We start from the raw sequence: 19,198 nt of genomic DNA, 5'->3' as shown, positions 1-19,198 counted from the left end.
TGTCAGATCAAACGGTATTCTTCTTTATCGCTGCCCCCAAAAAAAACCGGGCCACATGGGCCCGGTCCGTATGACAGCACTTTCAGCAGCTTAGCGCGCCGCCACCGGCGTGGCGCCGTCGGCCGGCGCCGCCGGCTCCGTCCATCCGCCACCCAGCACGCGATACAAGGTCACCTGATTCTGCAAGCGCAGCAGATTCGCCTGCACCGACAACTGCTGCGACTGGAACAGCGAACGCTGCGCATCGAGCAGGTCGAGGTAGCTGGCCGCGCCGCTGCGGTAACGCAGGTCGGACAGGTTGAAGCGGTCGGCTTCGGCCTCGGTCACCGCGGCTTGCGCGCGCAGCTGTTCGCTGAAGGTCGCCTGGCCGGCCAGCGCGTCCGCCACTTCGCGGAACGCGGTCTGGATCGATTGCTCGTACTGCGCCACCGCGATGTCGCGCTGGGCCCTGGCGCTGCCCAGCGTGGCGCTGTTGCGGCCGTAGTCGAAGATCGGCAGGATCGCCTGCGGCGCGAAGGTCCAGCCCCAGGTGCCGCTGTCGAACAGGCCCGACAGCTCGTTGCTGGCGCTGCCGGCGGTGCCGGTCAGCGTGATGCGCGGGAAGAAGTTCGCGCGCGCCGCGCCGATGTTGGCGTTGGCCGCGATCAGCTGCTGCTCGGCCGAACGGATGTCCGGACGGTTGGTCAGCAGGTCGGACGGCAGGCCGGCCGGGATGTCGGGCAGCTCGGTCTTGGCCAGCGTGGCGCCGGCGCTCACGTCGGCCGGCAGCGGGCCGCCGACCAGCAGCGTCAGCAGGTTGATGTCCTGGGCCCGCAGGCGCTGCTGCTGGGCCAGGGTGGCGCGGGCCGTCTCGACCAGCGAACGCGATTGCTGCAGTTCCAGGCGCGAGGCCACGCCGTTCTCGAAGCGCAGCTGGGTCAGCTTGTCCGATTCCAGGCGCGTGTTCAGCGTGTCTTGCGTGATGCGCAGCAGCTCTTCGTCGGCCAGCAGTTGCAGCCAGGCGCTGGCCACCGACGAAATCAGGCTGATCTGGGTGGCCTTGCGCGCCTCCTCGGTCGCCAGGTATTGCGCCAGCGCCGCTTCGGACAGGTTGCGCACCCGGCCGAACAGGTCGAGCTCGAAGGCCGAGACCGACAGGCCCGACTGGTACACGCTTTCGATCGGCTGGTCTTCGCCGGTGGTCTGGCGGTTGCCGCTGATGCCCAGGCCCACGCTCGGCAGGCGGTCGGCGCGGGTGATGCGGTATTGCGCACGCGCCTGTTCGATATTGGCGATCGCCACGCGCAGGTCACGGTTGTTCACCAGGGCCGCGTCGATCAGCGAACGCAGGCGGGCGTCGGTGAAGAACGACTGCCAGGCCACCGTGGCCGGGGCGGCGTTCAGCACCGGGCTGGTCGACTCGGTCGCCGCCTTCGGGGTTTCCGGGAAGGCCGCAGCCACCGGGGCCGCCGGACGTTCATAGTCCGGCGCCAGCGAGATGCAGCCTGCCAGCGTCATCGCCAGTGCCAGCGGCGTCGCCAGTTTGATGTGCTTGATCATGGTTTGCTTCCTTCTTCTACATGCTTCTGATGTTGAGTCGCGTACATCTTCTGCTGGCGGTCGCTGCCCTTGAAGAGCGTGCGGACCACCACGAAGAAGACCGGCACGAAGATCACGCCCAGCACGGTCGCGGTGATCATGCCGCCCATCACGCCGGTGCCGATGGCGCGCTGCGATGCCGAACCGGCGCCGCCTGCGATGACCAGCGGCAGCACGCCGAGGATGAAGGCCAGCGAGGTCATGATGATCGGGCGGAAGCGCAGGTGCGCCGCTTCCAGCGCCGCCTCGTACGGCGTCTTGCCCTCGGCCTGCAGGTCCTTGGCGAATTCGACGATCAGAATCGCATTCTTCGCCGCCAGGCCGATGATGGTGATCAGGCCGACCTTGAAGTACACGTCGTTCGGCAAGCCGCGCATATTGGCCGCGATCAGCGAGCCGAGCACGCCCAGCGGCACCACCAGCATCACCGAGACCGGGATCGTCCAGCTTTCATACAGCGCGGCCAGGGCCAGGAACACCGCCAGCAGCGAGAAGGCGATCAGGATGCCCGCGGTCGAGCCGGACAGGATTTCCTCACGCGACTGGCCGGTCCATTCGAAGGCGAAGCCGGCCGGCAGCTGGGCTGCCAGGCGCTGCATCTCTTCCAGCGCATCGCCGCTCGAATAACCCGGAGCCGGTTCGCCGGTGAGTTTCATCGCCGGATAGCCGTTGTAGCGGTTGGTCTGCATCGGGCCGGTGGTCCATTCGGTGGTCGCGAACGACGACAGCGGCACCGGCTGGTCCTGGGTGTTCAGGGCGTTGATGCGCAGCAGGTCGTCCGGCTGCATGCGCTGCGGCGCATCGGCCTGCACGATCACGCGCTGCAGGCGGCCGGCGTTCGGGAAGTCGTTCACATACGACGAACCCAGCGAGGTCGACAGCGCGGTATTGATCGCGCCGAAGGTCACGCCCAGGGCTTGCGCCTTGTCGCGGTCGATGTTCAGCTTGAGCTGCGGCGCGTCTTCCAGGCCTTCCGGACGCATGCCGGTCAGGACCTTGCTCTGCATGGCCATGCCCAGCATCTGGTTACGCGCGGCCAGCAGTGCCGCGTGGCCGTTGCCGCCACGATCCTGCAGGCGGAACGAGAAGCCGGTGCCGGTGCCCAGTTCCGGGATCGGCGGCGGGCTGACCACGAAGATGAACGAGTCGCGCACCGCGCCCATGTGGCCGGTGATGCGGCCGGCGAACGATTGCGCGTCCTGGCCTTGCTCCTTGCGCTCGTCCCACGGCTTCATTGGAATGAACGCGAGACCCATGTTCTGGCCCTGGCCCGAGAACGAGAAGCCGGTCACGGCCACGATGTTGGCGGTCTCGGGCTGCTTCATCACGAACTCTTCCAGCGAACGCAGCACGGTGCCGGTACGCTCGGCGGTGGCGCCTGGCGGCAGCTGGATGTTGGCGATCACATAGCCCTGGTCTTCGTTCGGCAGGAAGGCGTTCGGCATGCGGGTGAACATCAGGGCGACGATGGCGACCAGCAGCGCGAACACGACCATCCAGCGGCCGGCGCGCTTGAGGATGGCGCCGACGAAGCCTTCATATTTCTTGGCGCCGGCCGTGAAATTGCGGTTGAACCAGCCGAAGAAACCCTTTTTGTCCATATGATGGCCGGCTTCGACGGGTTTCAGCAGGTGCGCGCACAGCGCCGGGGTCAGGGTCAGCGCCAGGAAGGCCGAGAAGCCGATCGAGGTCACCATCACGACCGAGAACTGGCGGTAGATGTTGCCGACCGCGCCGGCGAAGAAGGCCAGCGGCACGAACACGGCGATCAGGACCACGGTCACGCCGATGATGGCGCCCGAGATCTGGCCCATCGCCTTGCGCGTCGCTTCCAGTGGGGGAAGACCTTCCTCGCTCATGATGCGCTCGACGTTCTCGACCACCACGATCGCATCGTCGACCACGATACCGATCACCAGCACCATGCCGAACATGGTCAGCACGTTGATCGAGAAGCCCAGCGCCAGCAGGCAGGCGAACGAGCCCAGCAGTGCGATCGGCACCACGATGGTCGGGATCAGGGTATAGCGGATGTTCTGCAGGAACAGGTACATCACCAGGAACACCAGCACGATCGCTTCGAACAGGGTGTGCACCACTTGCTCGATCGAGATGTCGATGAAGGTGGTCGAGTCGTAAGGAATCGAGTACTTCATGCCTTTCGGGAAGTACTTCTGCAGCTCCGCCATGCGCGCCTTGATCAGTTCCGCCGTCTCGAGGGCGTTGCCCGACGGCGCCAGCTGCACGCCGATACCGGCCGACGGCTTGCCGTTCAGGCGCGCGGTGGTGGCATAGGCCTGGCCGCCGATTTCGATGCGCGCCACGTCCTTCAGGCGCACGGTCGAGCCGTCCGGATTCGCGCGCAGCACGATGTTGCCGAACTGTTCGACGTTCGACAGCTGGCCGGTGACGATCACGGTGGCGCTGATCTGCTGGCCCTTGGCGACCGGCAGGTCGCCAATGGTGCCGGAAGCGACCTGGGCATTCTGCTGCGAGATCGCGGCGGTGACGTCGGCCGGCGACAGGTTCAGGCCGACCAGCTTGGTCGGGTCGATCCAGACGCGCATCGCCTTCTCGGTGCCGAACAGCTGGGCCTGGCCAACGCCGGTGATGCGCTGGATTTCAGGCAGCACGTTGCGCGAGGCATAGTCGCCCAGCTCGATATTGCCGATGTTCGGGTCATCCGACGACAGGATCGTAAACAGCAGGAAGTTCGAGCGCGCCTGGTCGACGCGCACGCCCTGCTGGGTCACCGCCGGCGGCAGGCGCGGGGTAGCGCGCGACAGGCGGTTCTGGACGTCGACCTGGGCCAGGTTCGGGTCGGTGCCGGTCTCGAACGAGACGGTGATCGAACCGGTGCCGTTGGCCTGGCTGGTCGATTCCATGTAAATCATGCCTTGGGCGCCGTTCATCTCGCGTTCGATGATCGAGATGACGGAGTCTTCAAGCGTCTGCGCCGATGCGCCCGGATAGGCGACGTTGATGACGATCGAGGGTGGCGCCACGGTCGGGTATTGCGCGATCGGCAGCTGCTTGATGGCGACGCCACCGAGCACCATGATGAATAGCGCGATCACCCAGGCAAAAATCGGGCGGTCAATAAAAAAACGTGCCATTGGAAAGTCCTATTCCTTTGTTCTTAGCGGCTGCTGTCGGCCGGCGTGGTCGCGCCCGCGACCGGCGAACCGGCATCCGGGGTGCGGGTATCGCCGGCACCGGCGGTGGCAGCCGCCTTGGCGCCGGCCGCGTTCGGCTGGGCCGCCGTTGCGCCTGCCTGGGCCGGCGCCTGCTGGGCGCCTGCCGGCGTCCACTGCACGGGCTTGACCGGGGTACCCGGCGGCAGCATCTGCAGCTTCTGGAAGCCGTCGACCATCACTTTTTCGCCTTCCTTCAGGCCGCCGGTGACGACCCAGTTCTCATCCTGCTGCGAAGCGATCTGGATCTGGCGCGGGACCGGCTTGTTGTCGGCGCCGATGACGGTCACGGTGTCGCCGTTCTGGCCGCCGCGGGTGACCGCCTGCTGGGGAATCAGGATGCCGTTCGGCAGCGAAGCCTGGGCAATGCGCACTCGCACGTACTGGCCCGGGAGCAGGGCGTTGTTCGGGTTCGCCACGGTGGCGCGCAGCGTGACCTGGCCGGTGCCCTGGTCGACGGTCACGTCCGAGAACAGCAGCTTGCCGCGCTGCGGCAGGACCGAGCCGTCTTCCAGCAGCACGGTGACCGGCACGTCGTTGGCGCCGCCGCCCTGCTTGCGCAGGCGCTGCAGCTCGGTGGCCGACTGGGTGATGTTGAGGTACATGGTGTCGGTCTGCTGGATCAGGGCCAGCTCGGTCGACTGGGTGCTTGACACCAGCGCGCCTTCGGTCACCAGCGCGCGGCCGATGCGGCCCGTGATGGGAGCGTTCACATTGGTGTAACCAACATTGATCTGGGCAACGCGCAGCTGGGCCTTGGCTGCGGCGACTTCGGCCTCACCTTGCTTCTGGGCGGCGACGGCGTTGTCGAATTCCTGTTTGCTGACGGCATTGGCTTCGACCAGCGGCTTGTAGCGCTCGGCGATGGCGCGCGAGGCTACCAGGTTGGCTTCGGCGCGCGCGACGTCGGCGCGCGCTGCGGCGAGCTGGGCCTGGTAAGGCGCCGGGTCGATGGTGAACAGCGACTGGCCCTGCTTGACGATGCTGCCCTCGGTGAAGGAACGCTTGAGCACCACGCCGTCGACGCGGGCGCGAACCTGGGCGGTGCGGATCGGTTCCACGCGCGCCGGCAGTTCGTTCTGCAGCGCGACGGTCTGGAAGGCGGCGGTGACGACGCCGACTTCGGGCGCCGGCATCTGCTGGCCGGCGGGGGCGCCGGCCTTGGCCGGATCGTCTTTCTTGCCGCAGGCAGACAGCAGGACCACCGCAGCCATGGTGGCCGCCGCGACCCGGGTGAGGGACATGGATGAGGAGTTGGCAGAGCGCATTACGTGTGCATCCTTCTAGTTAGAAATACTTGCCGATGTCACACCCCAGTCACTAACATATGCACGGGATGTGAGATCAACGCTGGCTTTTGCAAATAGTTTTATATACTATCACGACTGCATGTAAAATGTTTAAGCACCTTTAATTCGAGGGTTACTCAAAAGAAATGGTTCGCAGGACGAAGGAAGAAGCAGCGGCGACCCGCGACAGCATTCTTGATGCAGCAGAGATCTTGTTCGCTAAACAAGGCGTTTCGCGAACGACATTACAGCACATCGCGACTGCGGCGGGTGTAACGCGCGGGGCGATTTATTGGCATTTTGTCGACAAGGGCGCGCTGTTCAGCGCGATGATGGATCGCGCCACGATGCCGATGGACACCGCCATCCAGCAGCTGGGCGAGCGCGAGGTCGCCGACCCGCTGCAGCGCTTGCGCGACGAGCTGATGGCGGTGCTGCACATCGTCGTCAGCGACGAGAAGGCGCGCCGGGTGTTCGAGATCGCCACCCTCAAGACCGAGTTCACCGACGAGGTCGATTCGGCCCGCGTGCGCAAGCGCGAAGCGGTGGCCGAGTGGCGCGCGCGCATGGAAGCGCAGCTGACCGAGGCGCGCGCGAATGGCCAGTTGCCGGCCAGCGTCGACCCGCACAATGCGGCGACCTGCATGTGGATCATGCTCGACGGCCTGCTGCGCAACTGGCTGTTCGACCTGGAATCGTTCGACCTGATGGCGCTGGGCGGGGAGGTGATCGATACCTTCCTGGCGGGGTTGAAGGCGCGCTGAACGCGCATTCCCAATAAAAAACCCGGCCGCGGCCGGGTTCGTCGTTAACGCCGCAGCGTTTAACGCATGCCTTCGATCATCTGCTTGAGCTTGAGCGAATCGGCGACGAAGGCGCGGATGCCTTCGGCCAGCTTCTCGGTGCCCATTGCGTCTTCGTTCAGCATGAAGCGGAAGGTCTTTTCGTCCATCGCGATCTTCTCGATATCGGCGCTGTCGTCTTTGACCAGCTTGCGCTCGACCGGCGCGTCGCTGTCGGCCAGCTTTTGCAGCAGGTCCGGGGAGATCGTCAGCAGGTCGCAACCGGCCAGTTCCAGGATCTGCGAGGTATTGCGGAAGCTCGCGCCCATCACTTCGGTGTCGTAACCGAACTTGCGGTAGTACTGGTAGATGCGCTTGACCGACTGCACGCCCGGATCGTCGGCGCCTTGATAGTCGGTGCCGGTCGATTTCTTGTACCAGTCATAGATGCGGCCGACGAACGGCGAGATCAGCTTGACGCCGGCTTCGGCGCAGGCCACCGCCTGGCACAGCGAGAACAGCAGGGTCAGGTTGCAGTGGATGCCGTCTTTCCCCAGGATCTCGGCGGCGCGGATGCCTTCCCAGGTCGACGCGATCTTGATCAGGACGCGTTCGCGCGACACGCCATTCTTTTCATACAGGGCGATCAGCTCGCGGCCCTTGGCGACGGTCGCTTCGGTATCGAACGACAGCGCGGCATCGATCTCGGTCGAGACGCGGCCCGGCACGTACTTCAGGATCTCGACGCCGAAAGCGATCAGGAGGCTGTCGACGATCGCTTCGGTCGACGCGCCCGGCGCATCGGCGATCGCCTTTTCCAGCAGCGGACGGTATTCCGGCTTTTGCACGGCCTTCAGGATCAGCGACGGGTTGGTGGTCGCGTCCTGTGGGGCATAGGCCTTGATCGACTGGAAGTCGCCGGTGTCGGCGACCACGGTGGTGTACTGCTTGAGCTGTTCGAGTTGGTTCATGTGGGTCTCTGGATGGTGTGGCGCAATTAGAAATCGGTGGCGGCAATGAATGCCGCGAGCATGGCTTCGAGGCCGGCGCGATCTTCTTCCGAGAAACGGTCCGGCTTCGGGCTGTCGATATCGAACACGCCAATGAGCTTGTCATCCTTGATCACCGGAATGACGATTTCCGAGGCGGACGCCGAATCGCAGGCGATGTGGCCTGGGAAGGCATGCACGTCCGGCACCACGATGGTCTCGCGCTTGACGGCGGTCGTGCCGCAGACGCCGCGGCCGAACGGGATGCGGGCGCAGGCGGGTTTGCCCTGGAACGGGCCGACCAGCAGGTCCTGGCCTTCGCCTTTTTTCGAGGGAACCGTGAAGTAGAAGCCGGCCCAGTTCAGGCTTGATAACGTGTCGTAGACCAGGGCCGAGAACTGGGAAGCATTGGCGGTCAGGTCGCGTTCGCCCTCGAGGACGCTGGTGACCTGGCGCACCAGCAGGTCATAGTCGGGACGGTCGCTGCGTTCGGGATTGATATGCATGTCAGGCGAAAATGCTGGTCGAAAACCGCTATTTTACAGCCACCGCTGCCGCAGGCGCTCCGGGCTCCGGCGGTGTCATCGAAATAACCATCCTGAACCGCTGGCGCAGCCTCGGCTTGCCGTCGGGGAGCTTGCCAGGACGATAATGCACATCGACCTGCAGGCGCTCGCCGTTCACCCGCAGGCGTTGCACCGTCGCTTCGGCGCGCGCGTCGAGGGGCATCGCGACCTCGGTCTGGAACAGGTGTTTGCCGGTCGGGTCCAGCAGGTCGAGCAGCAGGCGCGCGCCGTCGCCCGACGCCACCAGGATGAAGTTGCCGGTGCAGGCAAAGCTGTCGACGTCGGACCATGGCCGGAACGACCACGCGCCGGCCTCGAACTGCCGGGGCGACGCCGCCGTCGCGATCCGGTAGGACGGCGGACAGCCATCGCCTCCTTGAATGGGAGGATCTTCGCGGCCGGCCCGGAGCGGCGTGTGCGTGACGGGCGCTGCGCCATACGGCGGCTGGTCGGGCCGGCCGCCGGCCGGGGCCGCCGTGCCCAGCACCCTGCGCACGAACGCCATGGCCTCTTCGCCGACCGGGACGCGTCCGGCATCGATCTGCCGGGCGCGCAGGTATTTCCGGCCGAGCAGTTCGTCACTGTCGCGGTCGTGGATGGACAGGCTGGTGATGCGGTCAATTCTTTCTTCGGACCGGTCCGCGTGTTCCTCGACCACGTAGCGCGCGCGGACGTCGCCGCGAGGATGCACGACGAAGCTGCCCGGACCGGCACGGCGATAGACCTTGTCGAGATATAGCACGGACGGATAGTTGGCCCACAATGCGTCGTCAAGGCCGAACAGCGGCTGGAATGGGCCCGCGCCGGGCTGGTCGAAGCCGATGTGGCGCAATTCGACGTTCTCGACGCCGCTCACGGCGCGCATCACGATCGGAGCGGGCAGCTGCAGCTCGGACTTGGCCATGCACATCGTCAGGGCGCCGGCCGCAACGAGGGTCGACAGGAGTAGCTTGTAGAACGTCGGCATTTAACTAGTCAGGACCGATCGGCCATTGAAAGATCGAGATCCATGGGTTGATCGGCAAGGGTCAGGAACCGCCCATTCTAGACCCAATGCGTTTCTTGCCGTCAGCGCAGGCCCCTGAGATGGGCCAGTGCCCGCTCCAGCACCGGGTCCACGCCCTTGCGGATCGACTGTACGGTCGGCCCGGCTTCGATGTCCGGCTTCAGGCCGCGGCCGACGAACGTTCCGCCGTCGGGCAGCAGGTCGCGTTTGATGCAGATGCGTCCCCAGCCGCCGCCCGGCAAGCGGATGCTCATCGGCTGGCCGGTGCTGCCGCCGGTCGTGGCGCCGATCGTGGCGCCCCGCCCCAGGGCATTGAAGGCAAGGACGAAATCTTCGGCGGCGGAGAAGGTGGCGGCGCTGGTCAGCACCGCCACCGGTCCTTCGTAGACATCGCCGTCGCGGCTGTGCGCAGGCGCGGAGCGCGCCACCGGTTCCCAGGTCACCAGGCGCGATTGCGCGCCCGCCACGATGCTGGTGCCACGCATGAAGCTCATGGCGCGCGGGATTGCCTGCCGGGTCAGGTGTTCGAGTATGCGCTCGCCATGGACACCCGAGCCGCCGCCGTTCCTGCGCACGTCGATGATCAGGCCCTTGGCGCGCATGATCTGCGGCAGGGCTTTCGTGAATGCCTTGACGCCCTCGTCGCTCTCGAAATGGTCGAGCGAAATATAGGCGACGTCGCCCGCAAGCATGCGGAATCCGAATTTTTCATGGCTGTTCAGGTCTTGCTGGCCGCGCGCAACGCTTTCTTCACGCTGGCGTCCGGCACTGTCGCGCAGGGTCAGGCGCACCGGCCGGGCCGCGTCGCCCGCCAGCAGCTGGTAGGAATAAGTGCGCAGCGCGTGATCCTGCGGCGTCGAGCTGCTCACGAACGGCGCCACCTTCTCTTCGGCATGACGCTTGACCGGCACGCCGTCGACGGCGACCAGCTCGTCGCCGACCTTCAGCCGTCCCGCCAGCGCCGTGCTGTTCACGGCGACCACCAGCACGGTGTCGCCCACCAGCTCCGTCACGATCGGCGGGCGCGCGTAAAAGCGTTCTTCCAGTTCTTGCGGCGCAAAGATATTGGTGTGGCCGTCGCGCAAAAGCGGCGCCAGCTGCATCAGCACCTGGTAATAGTCGGCGGTGGTTTCCGCCGCCATCACCCTGGGCAGGAATTCGAGATAGGTCTTGTTCCAGTCCAGTTCCGGCGCATTGTCGAAGTGGACGAAGTACTGCCGCGCATCAGACCAGAATTGCGTCAGGCCGGCGATGCGTTCCTCCACCGGAAGTCGTTCGCGATAAGGGGAGTCGGCGCCAAGATCCTTCAGCATGCGCTGCGGGGTGGTGGAAGTGCGCAGGATGGCCTGGAAACGAGGCTCGCCGCGGATCGCCGCGAACGCTTCGTCGCCCAGCACGGCCACCATCGCGTCGCCCAGCCAGCCGTAATCGAGCATGCTCTCCAGCGCATCGAGCGCCTTGTCGGTATTGCCCAGCCGGAGATGGATGATGGCCAGCTCGCGTTGCACGTCCAGGCCGCGGAAGTACAGGGCGCGGGAACCGGTGCCAAGGTCGCGGGTCAGGGGCGTGTCCAGCCAGGCGAGCAGCTGCTCGAGGCGCGACGCCGCCTGTTCGAGGCTGGCCCGGTCCGGGTGCTCCTTGAGCGCGGCACTTACCTCGTTGCGCACCGTTTGCGCGTAGTCGTAACTGGCCTGGGCCGGAGAATAGCCGAGCTGCTCGCCGGCCCCGGCGGGCAGGGACAGGATGGCGCAAAGGAGAAATGCAAGGGGATGACGGGGCATCGAGGTACTCGGCAGTTGGTATGCCGAAAAGTGTACAAGGATGCAAGGGTGAAAAATTCACCCTTTTCCACGGCAGTGGATCAGCCGATGAACGAATCGAACTGCATGTCGAACTCCTGCAGCGCCTTCTGCGCGTTCTGCATCTTCTTGCGGAACTCCGGCCCGCGGCGCAGCGCCAGGCCCACCGCCAGTACGTCGATCACCACCAGGTAGGCCAGGCGCGCCGAGATCGGCGTGTAGGGGTCGGTGGCGAACACCAGGTCGATCGGGATGAGCAGGGTGGCCATCTCGGCCAGCGGCGTGCCGGACGGCGCCAGCACGATCACGTCGGCGCCGCCGGCCTTGGCCAGCTTGGCCGAACGGGTCAGCGCCGGGTTGTTGCCGCGCTGCGAGATCGCCACCAGTGCATCGCCTTCGCGCAGCAGGGCCGCCGCGATCGAATGGATCGACGGGTCGGTGTAGGCCACCGTCGGCACGCCCGAGCGGAAGAACTTGTGCTGGGCGTCGGCGGCCACGAAGCCGGACGTGCCCTGGCCGTAGAACTCGATCTTGTTGGCGCGCGCCAGGATCTCGAGCGCCTGCTGGACGAGTTCCGGCTTGAGGTTGTTGCGCAGGTCGAGCAGGGTGTTGATCGAGCGGCTGCAGATCTTGTTGATCAGGTCCGACGCCAGGTCGTCCTGGTGCGGCGCCTCGCTGGCGCCGGGCAGCGCCAGCGCCAGGCCTTGCGCCAGCTTGAGCTTGAACTCGTGCCAGCCGTCGTAGCCGAGCGTGCGGCAAAAACGCACCACGGTCGGTTCCGACACCTGGGCATTGCGCGCCAGGGCGGTGATGTTCTGGCTCACGGTCGCGGAAGGGGCGGCCAGCACCGCGAGCGCGACCTTGCGCTCCGATTTGGAGAACGTGTCGAGCTGGGTGCGGATCGAGTCGAGCAGCATAAGTAAGTATCCAGCAGGTCTCGAGCGTCAGTCTTCCGGCAGCGATTCTTCGCGCCACTGCAGGCCGTCGCGGCCGATCAGGGCGCTGGCCGCCGCCGGGCCCCAGGTGCCCGAGGTGTACGGCGCCGGCGCGCTGTCGTCCTGCTCCCAGTGCTCGAGGATCGGCTCGACCCATTCCCAGGCCGCTTCCAGCTCGTCGCCGCGCATGAACAGGGTCAGCTGGCCGCGCAGCACGTCGAGCAGCAGGCGTTCGTACGCCTCCATGCGGGGCGCCTTGAACTGTTCGCGGAAATCGAGTTCGAGTTCGGCCTGCTTCAGGCGCATCGAATCGCCCGGCGTCTTGGCCATCAGGTTCATCGACAGGCCTTCGTCCGGCTGCAGGCGGATCACCAGGCTGTTGGGCTGGAAGCTCGACGTCGGCTGGTTGAAGATCGAGTGCGGGATCGGCTTGAAGCGCACCACGATCTCGGCCAGGCGGTCGGCCATGCGCTTGCCGGTGCGCAGGTAGAACGGCACGCCGGCCCAGCGCCAGGTGTCGATCTCGGCCTTCATCGCCACGAAGGTCTCGGTGCGCGAGCTCTTGGGCGCATCGGGTTCCTCGCGGTAGCCCGGCACCTGCTGGCCGTCGATGTAGCCGGCGCGGTACTGGCCGCGGATGATGTTCTGCGACAGCGTGGTCGGGGTAAAACGTTTTAAAGACCTCAATACCTGCAGCTTGGCGTCGCGCACGGCGTCCGGCGCGATCGAGGTCGGCGGTTCCATCGCCACGATGCACAGCAGCTGCAGCAGGTGGTTCTGCAGCATGTCGCGCAGCGCGCCGGAATTGTCGTAGTAGCCCAGGCGGTTGCCGACGCCGATCTTTTCGGCGATCGTGATCTGCACGTCCGAGATCCATTCGCGCCGCCACAGCGGCTCGAACAGGATGTTCCCGAAGCGCAGCGCCAGCAGGTTCTGCACGGTCTCCTTGCCCAGGTAGTGGTCGATGCGGTAGATCTGCGATTCGGCGAACACCTTGCCGACGTCGAGGTTGATCTGCTTGGCCGAGGCCAGGTCGCGGCCCAGCGGCTTTTCGAGCACCACGCGCGAATTCGGCGTGGCCAGGCCGGTGGCGGCCAGGTTGTCGCAGATCTTGGCGAACAGCTGCGGCGGCGTGGCCAGGTAATACACGCGGGTGAGCGATGCGTCATGGCGCAGGGCCTCGACCAGCGCCTGGTAGGTCGAGACGTCGGTCGCGTTCAGCGCGACGTAGGTGATGCGCTTCAGGAAGCGCGCCCAACTGGCTTCATCCGGGCCGTCCTTGATGTGCGGTTTCGAATTCGTTTCGACCATGCGCAGGAACTCTTCCTGGGTCGCGTCGTCGCGGCCGACGCAGATGATGCGGCTGGCGTCGGGCAGGTCGTTGCAGACGTCGCGCGAGTACATCGCGGGCAACAGCTTGCGCATCGCAAGGTCGCCGCTGCCGCCAAAGAAAACGAGATCGAAATCGGAAAGGGCCATGGTCGGTCGTCGGTGCATAAAGGGGTTGGAACCGGAAAGCATATCGATGTAAATTTACTACATAAATACCTTGATAGCAAGTAAATTTACTACGTGGCGTCAGGTATCGCACCATGGTGCCATATCCGATTCATGCCGGTCGCATCCGAGGTGGCGTGGATGCGACGTGGGTAGTGGATGTGCATGACAGTTGCAGGAAATGCGACTATAGTTTCCTTACGAAAACATCGCTGCCAATCGAGCAGCGAACGGAGGGGACATGGTGTGGTTGCATAAAATCGGTCGTGCGCTGCGGCAGGTCGCGGCGCCATTCAATGGACGCTCCTTGTCCGGCAACGTCCGCACGCTGGTGGTCAAGGCGCGCGACGGCAGCATCCGCACGGCGATCAACGCCGCGCGCCTGCGCAAGGAAGTCGACCAGGCCCAGGCCCAGGCGGCGCGCCAGCACGCGGCGGCCGATGCGCTGGCGGCCAGCGCGCGCGAAGTGGCCGCGCTGTCGGCCGACGTCAATGCCGGCACGGTGCGCATCGCCGACACCGCCCAGCGCAACCTGGGGCAAGCGCGCGAATCGATGGAAGAACTGGCCAGCCTCGAGCGGCGCATGAAGCTGATCGAGGAACAGGTGCAGGGCTTTTCCGGCACCGTGACCCAGCTGGTCGGCCACCTGCGCGAGATCGGCGAGTTCGGCACCGTGATCGAGAACGTGGCCAACCAGACCAATCTGCTGGCCATCAATGCCGCGATCGAGGCCGCGCGCGCCGGCCCGGCCGGGCGCGGCTTCGCGGTGGTCGCTTCCGAAGTGCGGCGTCTGTCGCAGGTGGTCAATGCCGAGGCGGTCAAGATCGCCACCGCCAGCAATGCCATGCGCGCGCTGGTGACGTCGACCTCCGGCGCCACCGCCGGCATTCTCGACGGCGTGAACGTGTCGGCGCGCGAAGCCGGCAGCGCGGCCAGCCACCTCACCGCTTTCGTTGCCGACTTCGAGCGCATGACCGCCACCGTCGACCAGATGGCGGCGGCGATGCAGTCGCTCGACGGCGTCAACCAGCAGATCAATGCGAAAGTGGAAGAGGTGGCGCACAACGCCTCCAGCGCCAAGGCCACGATGCAGGACGCTTCGCGCCGCGTGGACGAAGTGCGGGTGGCCACCGAGGAGCTGCAGGGCGTGCTGGCGGGCTTTCGCACCGGCGGCACGGCCTTCGACGCGCTGGTGGACGGCACCACCGCGCTGCGCGACCAGGTGCTGGCCTGCCTGAGCAGCCACGCGGCCGGCGGCGCCAACATCTTCGACCAGGAGTACCGGCCAATCGCGCAATCCGATCCGCCGCGTTTCACGACCTCGTACGACCGCGCGGTGGAGCGCGACCTGCAGCAGCTGTTCGACCGCGTGCTGACCGAACTGCCGGGCGCCGCCTATGCGCTGGCGGTCGACAACCGGGGCTATGCGCCTACCCACAACACCAAGTTCTCGCGGCCGTCGACCGGGCAGCGCGAGCATGATCTCGTGTATTGCCGCAACAAGCGCATCTTCGACGATCCGGTGGGCATCCGGCTGGCGAAGAACCGCGAACCCTTCCTGCTGCAGACCTATCTGCGCGATACGGGAGAGGTGATCAACGACCTGTCGATGCCGATCGTGTTCCAGGGGAAGCACTGGGGTGCGGTCAGGATCGGCTACGACTCGGCGCGCATGATGGGGCGCTGAGGACGGTCGCATTCATCGCCGGTGCCTGCCGAAGAACTCGAGCGCCAGGCGGCTGGCGTTCGGCGTCGCTTTCGCATTGAACCTGAGCGTCGGGTCGCCGCCGCTCCATTCGTGGCGCAGGCCCGCGATGCGCACCACGCGCAGGACGAGCTTGCGGCGCGCCGTGAAGTCCTGGATTTCATGCGCGTTGCGGCTGCCGCCGCGTCCCGCCGGCATCGCGACGACGCGGCTGGCCGGCCCCGGAGGCAGACCGTTCAACTGGAGCCATTGGCGTGTCAGGTGTTGCTGGTTGACCTGGCTGACCACCGGATCGTCTTCGCCATGGATCAGCAGCGCCGGCATCAGGGGCATCGCCTCGGCAGTCAAGTGCGTGGCGCGGCGTTTCAGCACGCCGTGGATCGCCGCATCGGCCTGCGCCGCCGCGCCATGGCGCATCACGTGCAGGGCGCCCAGCGATGTATGGCCGGCGCCGAACACCGGGCCGGAATGCAGGGCGATTGCGGCGATCAGCTCGGGATGGTTCAGGGCCAGCATGGCGGCCATGCCGGCGCCGGCCGACAGGCCGCACGCATAGATGCGGCGGCGGTCGATGCGGTGCCCCGCGCACACATGATCGATGAGCGCCGCCAGCACGCCGGTCTCGCCGCGGCCCTCCTGGGCGGCGCGGTCGAACCAGCGCCAGCAGCGCTGCGCCTGCGCGCTCGCCGGTTGCTGCGGGTACAGCACCGCATAGCCCTTGGCCTGCGCCAGCCGGTTCATGCGCGTGCCTTGCGCGAATTCGAGCGCGGTCTGATGGCAGCCGTGCAGCATGACGACCAGCGGCCAGCCGGTCAGTGCGGCGTGCTCGGGTGTGCGTTGCGGAAGATACAGCCAGTAGGGAAGCAGATGATGGCCCTCGATCCACCGTCCCGAGGCGACTGGCAGGCGCGCTTGGGCCGGGGGTGCCGTCTTCGGCCGCGCCGGCTTGGGTGGCCTGGCCACGGAACGCGCGCTCGGCTTCGCGCTGTAGATGTCGAATAGCTTGGCAACCAGCTTGCGTTGCGATCTGGCAGCGCGCGTCAGGTCGCGCAGCAAGCGGGTCGTTGGGGTAGATTTTGACACGGCTACCTCCGCAGTTATGTTGCAGTGCAATATAACTGCGAAGGCAGACTTCTTCGGTGCGCTGGCTCACGCCGCTCGCGCCGGCATCACATGCGGTATTCCGGCTCTTCGCGCCCCGCCACGTCCATTTTGAGGCACAGCACCTTGCCGCTGAGCGGATATTGTTCCAGCTCTTCTTTCGACCTGCCATGGCTGGCGCTGGTGATGTACAGGGTGCGCAGGTCCGGCCCGCCGAAGGCGACCGAGGTCGGGCACTTCACCGGCAGCTTGATCTCGCGCAGGATCTCGCCGCTTGGCGCGATGCGCAGGATGCGCGCGCCTTCGAACATCGCCACCCAGTACATGCCCTCGGCATCCATCGTGGCGCCGTCCGGACGGCCGCCATAGTCTGGCGCCGACTTGTCGCTCGGGAAGGTCACGATGGTGCGCCGGTTGCTCTGCTCACCAAGGGCCGGATCGAAGTCGTAGCAGTCGATGCGGTGCGTGGTGGTGTCGGCGTGGTACATCGTGCGGCCGTCCAGGCTCCAGGCCAGGCCGTTCGAGTTGGTCATGCCGCCGCTCCAGGCGCGGCGCAATTGATCCTTGTCCAGCACGTACATCTCGGCGGCCGGCTGGTCGCGCGGTTCGTACATGGTGCCGATCCAGAACCGGCCTGCCGGATCGACCCGGCCGTCGTTGAAGCGCACCTTCGATGGATCGTAGGGCGCGTCCGTGATCGGCGACTCCGAACCGTCGGTGGTGTTCAGGCGCAGCAGGCCGTGGCGGGTGGCCACGACCAGGAAGTTGTTGTCATCGATCGCCAGCGCCGACGGGTTCGACCCCATCTTCCACGAGGTGAACTTGCCGCTTGCCGCGTGCAGGCGGTTGACGGTGTAGCCCTCGATGTCGACCCAGTACAGCGCCGATTCGACTTCGTGCCAGATCGCGGATTCGCCGACCAGCATCGGCGCATCGTGTACTACCTCAAATTTTTCCGTTGCCATAGTGTGATGGTGAAGGTTTCAGAAAGCAGCCTTGGCGCGGGCGATCAGGCCGTTGGTGGAACTGTCGTGCTGGCCGGGCGCGGGTTCTCCGGCCAGCTCGGCTTCGATCTTCTTCGCCAGCACTTTACCTAACTCAACGCCCCACTGGTCGAAACTGTTGACATCCCAGATCACGCCCTGCACGAAGGTCTTGTGTTCGTACAGCGCGATCAGGGCGCCCAGGGTCGATGGCGTCAGGCGTTCCATCAGGATGGTGTTGCTCGGACGGTTGCCGGGGAAGGTCTTGTGCGGCGTGAGGCGCTCGATCTCTTCCGCCGCCAGGCCCTGGGCCTGCAGGTCGGCGCGCACCTCAATCGCCGTCTTGCCCTTCATGAACGCTTCGGATTGGGCGAAGCAGTTGGCCAGCAGGGCGGTGTGGTGGTTGTCCATCTCGTGGGCCGGGCGCAGGGCGGCGATGAAGTCCATCGGCGTTACGTCGGTGCCCTGGTGCAACAGCTGGAAATAGGCGTGCTGGCCATTGGTGCCGCACTCGCCCCAGATCGCCGGGCAGGTCGGCGTGTCGACCGGTTGGCCGTCGCGGGTCACGCGCTTGCCGTTGCTTTCCATGTCGAGCTGTTGCAGGTAGGCCGGGAAGCGGTTCAGGTCTTGATGATAGGGCGCGATCGACACCGAGGCGCAATCCAGGAACTGGCGGTTCCAGAAGCCGATCAGGGCCAGCAGCGTCGGCAGGTTCTGCTCGAGCGGGGCAGTGCGGAAGTGTTCATCCAGCTCGTGCGCGCCCGCCAGGAAGTCCTTGAAGTAACCGAAGCCCACGGCCAGCGCGACCGGCAGGCCGATCGCCGACCACACCGAATAACGGCCGCCGACCCAGTCCCAGAACGGGAACATGTTCGCCGGGTCGATGCCGAAGGTCTTGATTGCCTCGGTATTCGTGGACACGGCGACGAAGTGCCTGGCCAGCGCTTCTTCTTGCGCATGCTGCAGGAACCAGGCGCGCGCGGTCTGCGCGTTCATCATGGTCTCGGCCGTGGTGAAGGTCTTGGAGGCCACGATGAACAGCGTGGTCTCGGGATCGACCTGGGCCAGCGCCGCGTCCATGTCGTGGCCGTCGACGTTCGACACGAAGTGCATGCGAAGGCGCGGGTGGGCGTAGTGGCGCAGGGCCAGCACCACCATCTTGGGGCCGAGGTCCGAGCCGCCGATGCCGATGTTCACGATATCCGTGATCGGCTTGCCGGTATGGCCCAGCCACTCGCCGCTGCGCACGGCGTCGGTGAAGGTTTTCACGCGCTCGAGCACGGCGTGGATGTCGGCATTGACCTCCTGGCCGTCGACCACCAGCGTGGCGCCGCGCGGCGCGCGCAGGGCGGTGTGCAGCACCGCGCGGTTCTCGGTGTTGTTGATCTTTTCGCCGGCGAACATCGCGTCGCGGCGCGCCTCGAGGCCGCGCTCGCGCGCCAGCTGGACCAGTAGTTCAAGCGTGCGCCCGTCGAGGCGATTTTTTGAATAGTCTAGGAACAGGCCTGCGGCCTCGTCCGAGTAGCGCTCGAAGCGGTCGGGATCGGCGGCAAACAGGTCGCGCATCTGCCACGTCTTGGCGACGTCGGCGTGTTGGGCGAGGGCTTGGAAGCTGGCGGTGCTGGTCAAAGGAGGCTGGCGCATGGGGTCGGGGTGCGTGGCACAATGTTGGCAATAATAGATTATCGAATAATACAAGCATCTGCGCGTAAATTCACTACAAAAAACAGCGCGAATCCAATTTGCCGGATGCTTTTCCCCTCTGTAGAGCGCC

Annotated in this window: 14 protein-coding genes; 2 read left to right on the top strand and 12 right to left on the bottom strand. The window is 65.8% G+C overall.

Translation table 11 applies throughout. The features are described from left to right. Window positions 1–90 precede the first annotated feature (90 nt). Genes KY496_RS12645 through KY496_RS12635 form a run of 3 tightly spaced genes read right to left on the bottom strand, consistent with a single transcriptional unit; the run spans window position 91 to window position 6,040 of the window. Window positions 91–1,539 carry an efflux transporter outer membrane subunit gene (locus KY496_RS12645; RefSeq protein WP_005665946.1) on the bottom strand — a complete coding sequence of 483 codons (1,449 nt, stop codon included), beginning with the start codon at window positions 1,537–1,539 and terminating at the stop codon, window positions 91–93. Further along, window positions 1,536–4,694 carry an efflux RND transporter permease subunit gene (locus KY496_RS12640; protein WP_219864959.1) on the bottom strand — a complete coding sequence of 1,053 codons (3,159 nt, stop codon included), beginning with the start codon at window positions 4,692–4,694 and terminating at the stop codon, window positions 1,536–1,538. The genes KY496_RS12645 and KY496_RS12640 overlap by 4 nt, the downstream gene beginning before the upstream one ends. Before the next feature lie 23 nt (window positions 4,695–4,717). Then, window positions 4,718–6,040, bottom strand: coding sequence for an efflux RND transporter periplasmic adaptor subunit (locus KY496_RS12635; RefSeq protein WP_005665950.1), 1,323 nt, complete (start codon window positions 6,038–6,040; stop codon window positions 4,718–4,720). A 167-nt stretch (window positions 6,041–6,207) separates the two neighbouring features. Here KY496_RS12635 and KY496_RS12630 point away from each other — a divergent pair, with 167 nt between their 5' ends. Then, the gene (locus tag KY496_RS12630; RefSeq protein ID WP_184240476.1) at window positions 6,208–6,825 is read left to right on the top strand and encodes a TetR family transcriptional regulator; all 618 of its coding nucleotides are present in this window, start codon (window positions 6,208–6,210) and stop codon (window positions 6,823–6,825) included. 59 nt (window positions 6,826–6,884) lie between these two features. Here the strand turns inward: KY496_RS12630 and tal are convergent, their stop codons facing one another. The 6 genes from tal to zwf all read right to left on the bottom strand — a co-directional run bounded on the left by tal (window position 6,885) and on the right by zwf (window position 13,617). Beyond that, complete coding sequence (gene tal, locus KY496_RS12625) at window positions 6,885–7,814, bottom strand: transaldolase (protein WP_219864958.1); 930 nt, start codon at window positions 7,812–7,814, stop codon at window positions 6,885–6,887. 26 nt (window positions 7,815–7,840) lie between these two features. Continuing rightward, window positions 7,841–8,338: a GAF domain-containing protein gene (locus tag KY496_RS12620; RefSeq protein ID WP_005665956.1), complete on the bottom strand. Its 498-nt coding sequence runs from the start codon at window positions 8,336–8,338 to the stop codon at window positions 7,841–7,843. A gap of 28 nt (window positions 8,339–8,366) precedes the next feature. Then, window positions 8,367–9,365, bottom strand: a complete 999-nt coding sequence (locus KY496_RS12615; protein WP_219864957.1) for a hypothetical protein — start codon at window positions 9,363–9,365, stop codon at window positions 8,367–8,369. Between the two features lie 101 nt (window positions 9,366–9,466). Then, window positions 9,467–11,185: a S41 family peptidase gene (locus KY496_RS12610; protein WP_219864956.1), complete on the bottom strand. Its 1,719-nt coding sequence runs from the start codon at window positions 11,183–11,185 to the stop codon at window positions 9,467–9,469. Between the two features lie 80 nt (window positions 11,186–11,265). After that, the gene (locus KY496_RS12605) at window positions 11,266–12,120 is read right to left on the bottom strand and encodes an SIS domain-containing protein (protein ID WP_219864955.1); all 855 of its coding nucleotides are present in this window, start codon (window positions 12,118–12,120) and stop codon (window positions 11,266–11,268) included. Between the two features lie 27 nt (window positions 12,121–12,147). Continuing rightward, the gene (gene zwf, locus KY496_RS12600) at window positions 12,148–13,617 is read right to left on the bottom strand and encodes a glucose-6-phosphate dehydrogenase (RefSeq protein WP_005665964.1); all 1,470 of its coding nucleotides are present in this window, start codon (window positions 13,615–13,617) and stop codon (window positions 12,148–12,150) included. Window positions 13,618–13,876: 259 nt separating this feature from the next. Here zwf and KY496_RS12595 point away from each other — a divergent pair, with 259 nt between their 5' ends. Continuing rightward, entirely contained in the window at window positions 13,877–15,322 is a 1,446-nt protein-coding gene (locus KY496_RS12595; protein ID WP_219864954.1) for a methyl-accepting chemotaxis protein, read from the top strand. Between the two features lie 12 nt (window positions 15,323–15,334). Here KY496_RS12595 and KY496_RS12590 read toward each other — a convergent pair whose 3' ends face one another. From KY496_RS12590 to pgi, 3 genes are all read right to left on the bottom strand, one after another. Beyond that, a complete protein-coding gene (locus tag KY496_RS12590; protein WP_219864953.1) occupies window positions 15,335–16,423 on the bottom strand; it encodes a PHB depolymerase family esterase in 1,089 nt (362 codons plus the stop codon). 86 nt (window positions 16,424–16,509) lie between these two features. Further along, a complete protein-coding gene (locus tag KY496_RS12585; protein ID WP_229520509.1) occupies window positions 16,510–17,406 on the bottom strand; it encodes an SMP-30/gluconolactonase/LRE family protein in 897 nt (298 codons plus the stop codon). A gap of 18 nt (window positions 17,407–17,424) precedes the next feature. Continuing rightward, window positions 17,425–19,068 (bottom strand): glucose-6-phosphate isomerase, encoded by a 1,644-nt coding sequence (pgi, locus tag KY496_RS12580; protein WP_219864952.1) that lies wholly within the window; start codon window positions 19,066–19,068, stop codon window positions 17,425–17,427. Window positions 19,069–19,198: the final 130 nt, after the last annotated feature.

The organism is Massilia sp. NP310 (genome assembly GCF_019443485.1).
Classification (GTDB): domain Bacteria; phylum Pseudomonadota; class Gammaproteobacteria; order Burkholderiales; family Burkholderiaceae_D; genus Telluria; species Telluria timonae.
This window is presented reverse-complemented; position numbering and strand designations above follow the sequence as displayed.

Coding starts and splice junctions, on each gene's coding strand:
- KY496_RS12640 (WP_219864959.1), bottom strand. CDS start 4,694: ATGGCACGTTTTTTTATTGACCGCCCGATTTTTGCCTGGGTGATCGCG.
- KY496_RS12605 (WP_219864955.1), bottom strand. CDS start 12,120: ATGCTGCTCGACTCGATCCGCACCCAGCTCGACACGTTCTCCAAATCG.
- KY496_RS12595 (WP_219864954.1), top strand. CDS start 13,877: ATGGTGTGGTTGCATAAAATCGGTCGTGCGCTGCGGCAGGTCGCGGCG.
- zwf (WP_005665964.1), bottom strand. CDS start 13,617: ATGGCCCTTTCCGATTTCGATCTCGTTTTCTTTGGCGGCAGCGGCGAC.
- KY496_RS12630 (WP_184240476.1), top strand. CDS start 6,208: ATGGTTCGCAGGACGAAGGAAGAAGCAGCGGCGACCCGCGACAGCATT.
- KY496_RS12585 (WP_229520509.1), bottom strand. CDS start 17,406: ATGGCAACGGAAAAATTTGAGGTAGTACACGATGCGCCGATGCTGGTC.
- KY496_RS12615 (WP_219864957.1), bottom strand. CDS start 9,365: ATGCCGACGTTCTACAAGCTACTCCTGTCGACCCTCGTTGCGGCCGGC.
- pgi (WP_219864952.1), bottom strand. CDS start 19,068: ATGCGCCAGCCTCCTTTGACCAGCACCGCCAGCTTCCAAGCCCTCGCC.
- KY496_RS12610 (WP_219864956.1), bottom strand. CDS start 11,185: ATGCCCCGTCATCCCCTTGCATTTCTCCTTTGCGCCATCCTGTCCCTG.
- KY496_RS12635 (WP_005665950.1), bottom strand. CDS start 6,040: ATGCGCTCTGCCAACTCCTCATCCATGTCCCTCACCCGGGTCGCGGCG.
- KY496_RS12645 (WP_005665946.1), bottom strand. CDS start 1,539: ATGATCAAGCACATCAAACTGGCGACGCCGCTGGCACTGGCGATGACG.
- KY496_RS12620 (WP_005665956.1), bottom strand. CDS start 8,338: ATGCATATCAATCCCGAACGCAGCGACCGTCCCGACTATGACCTGCTG.
- tal (WP_219864958.1), bottom strand. CDS start 7,814: ATGAACCAACTCGAACAGCTCAAGCAGTACACCACCGTGGTCGCCGAC.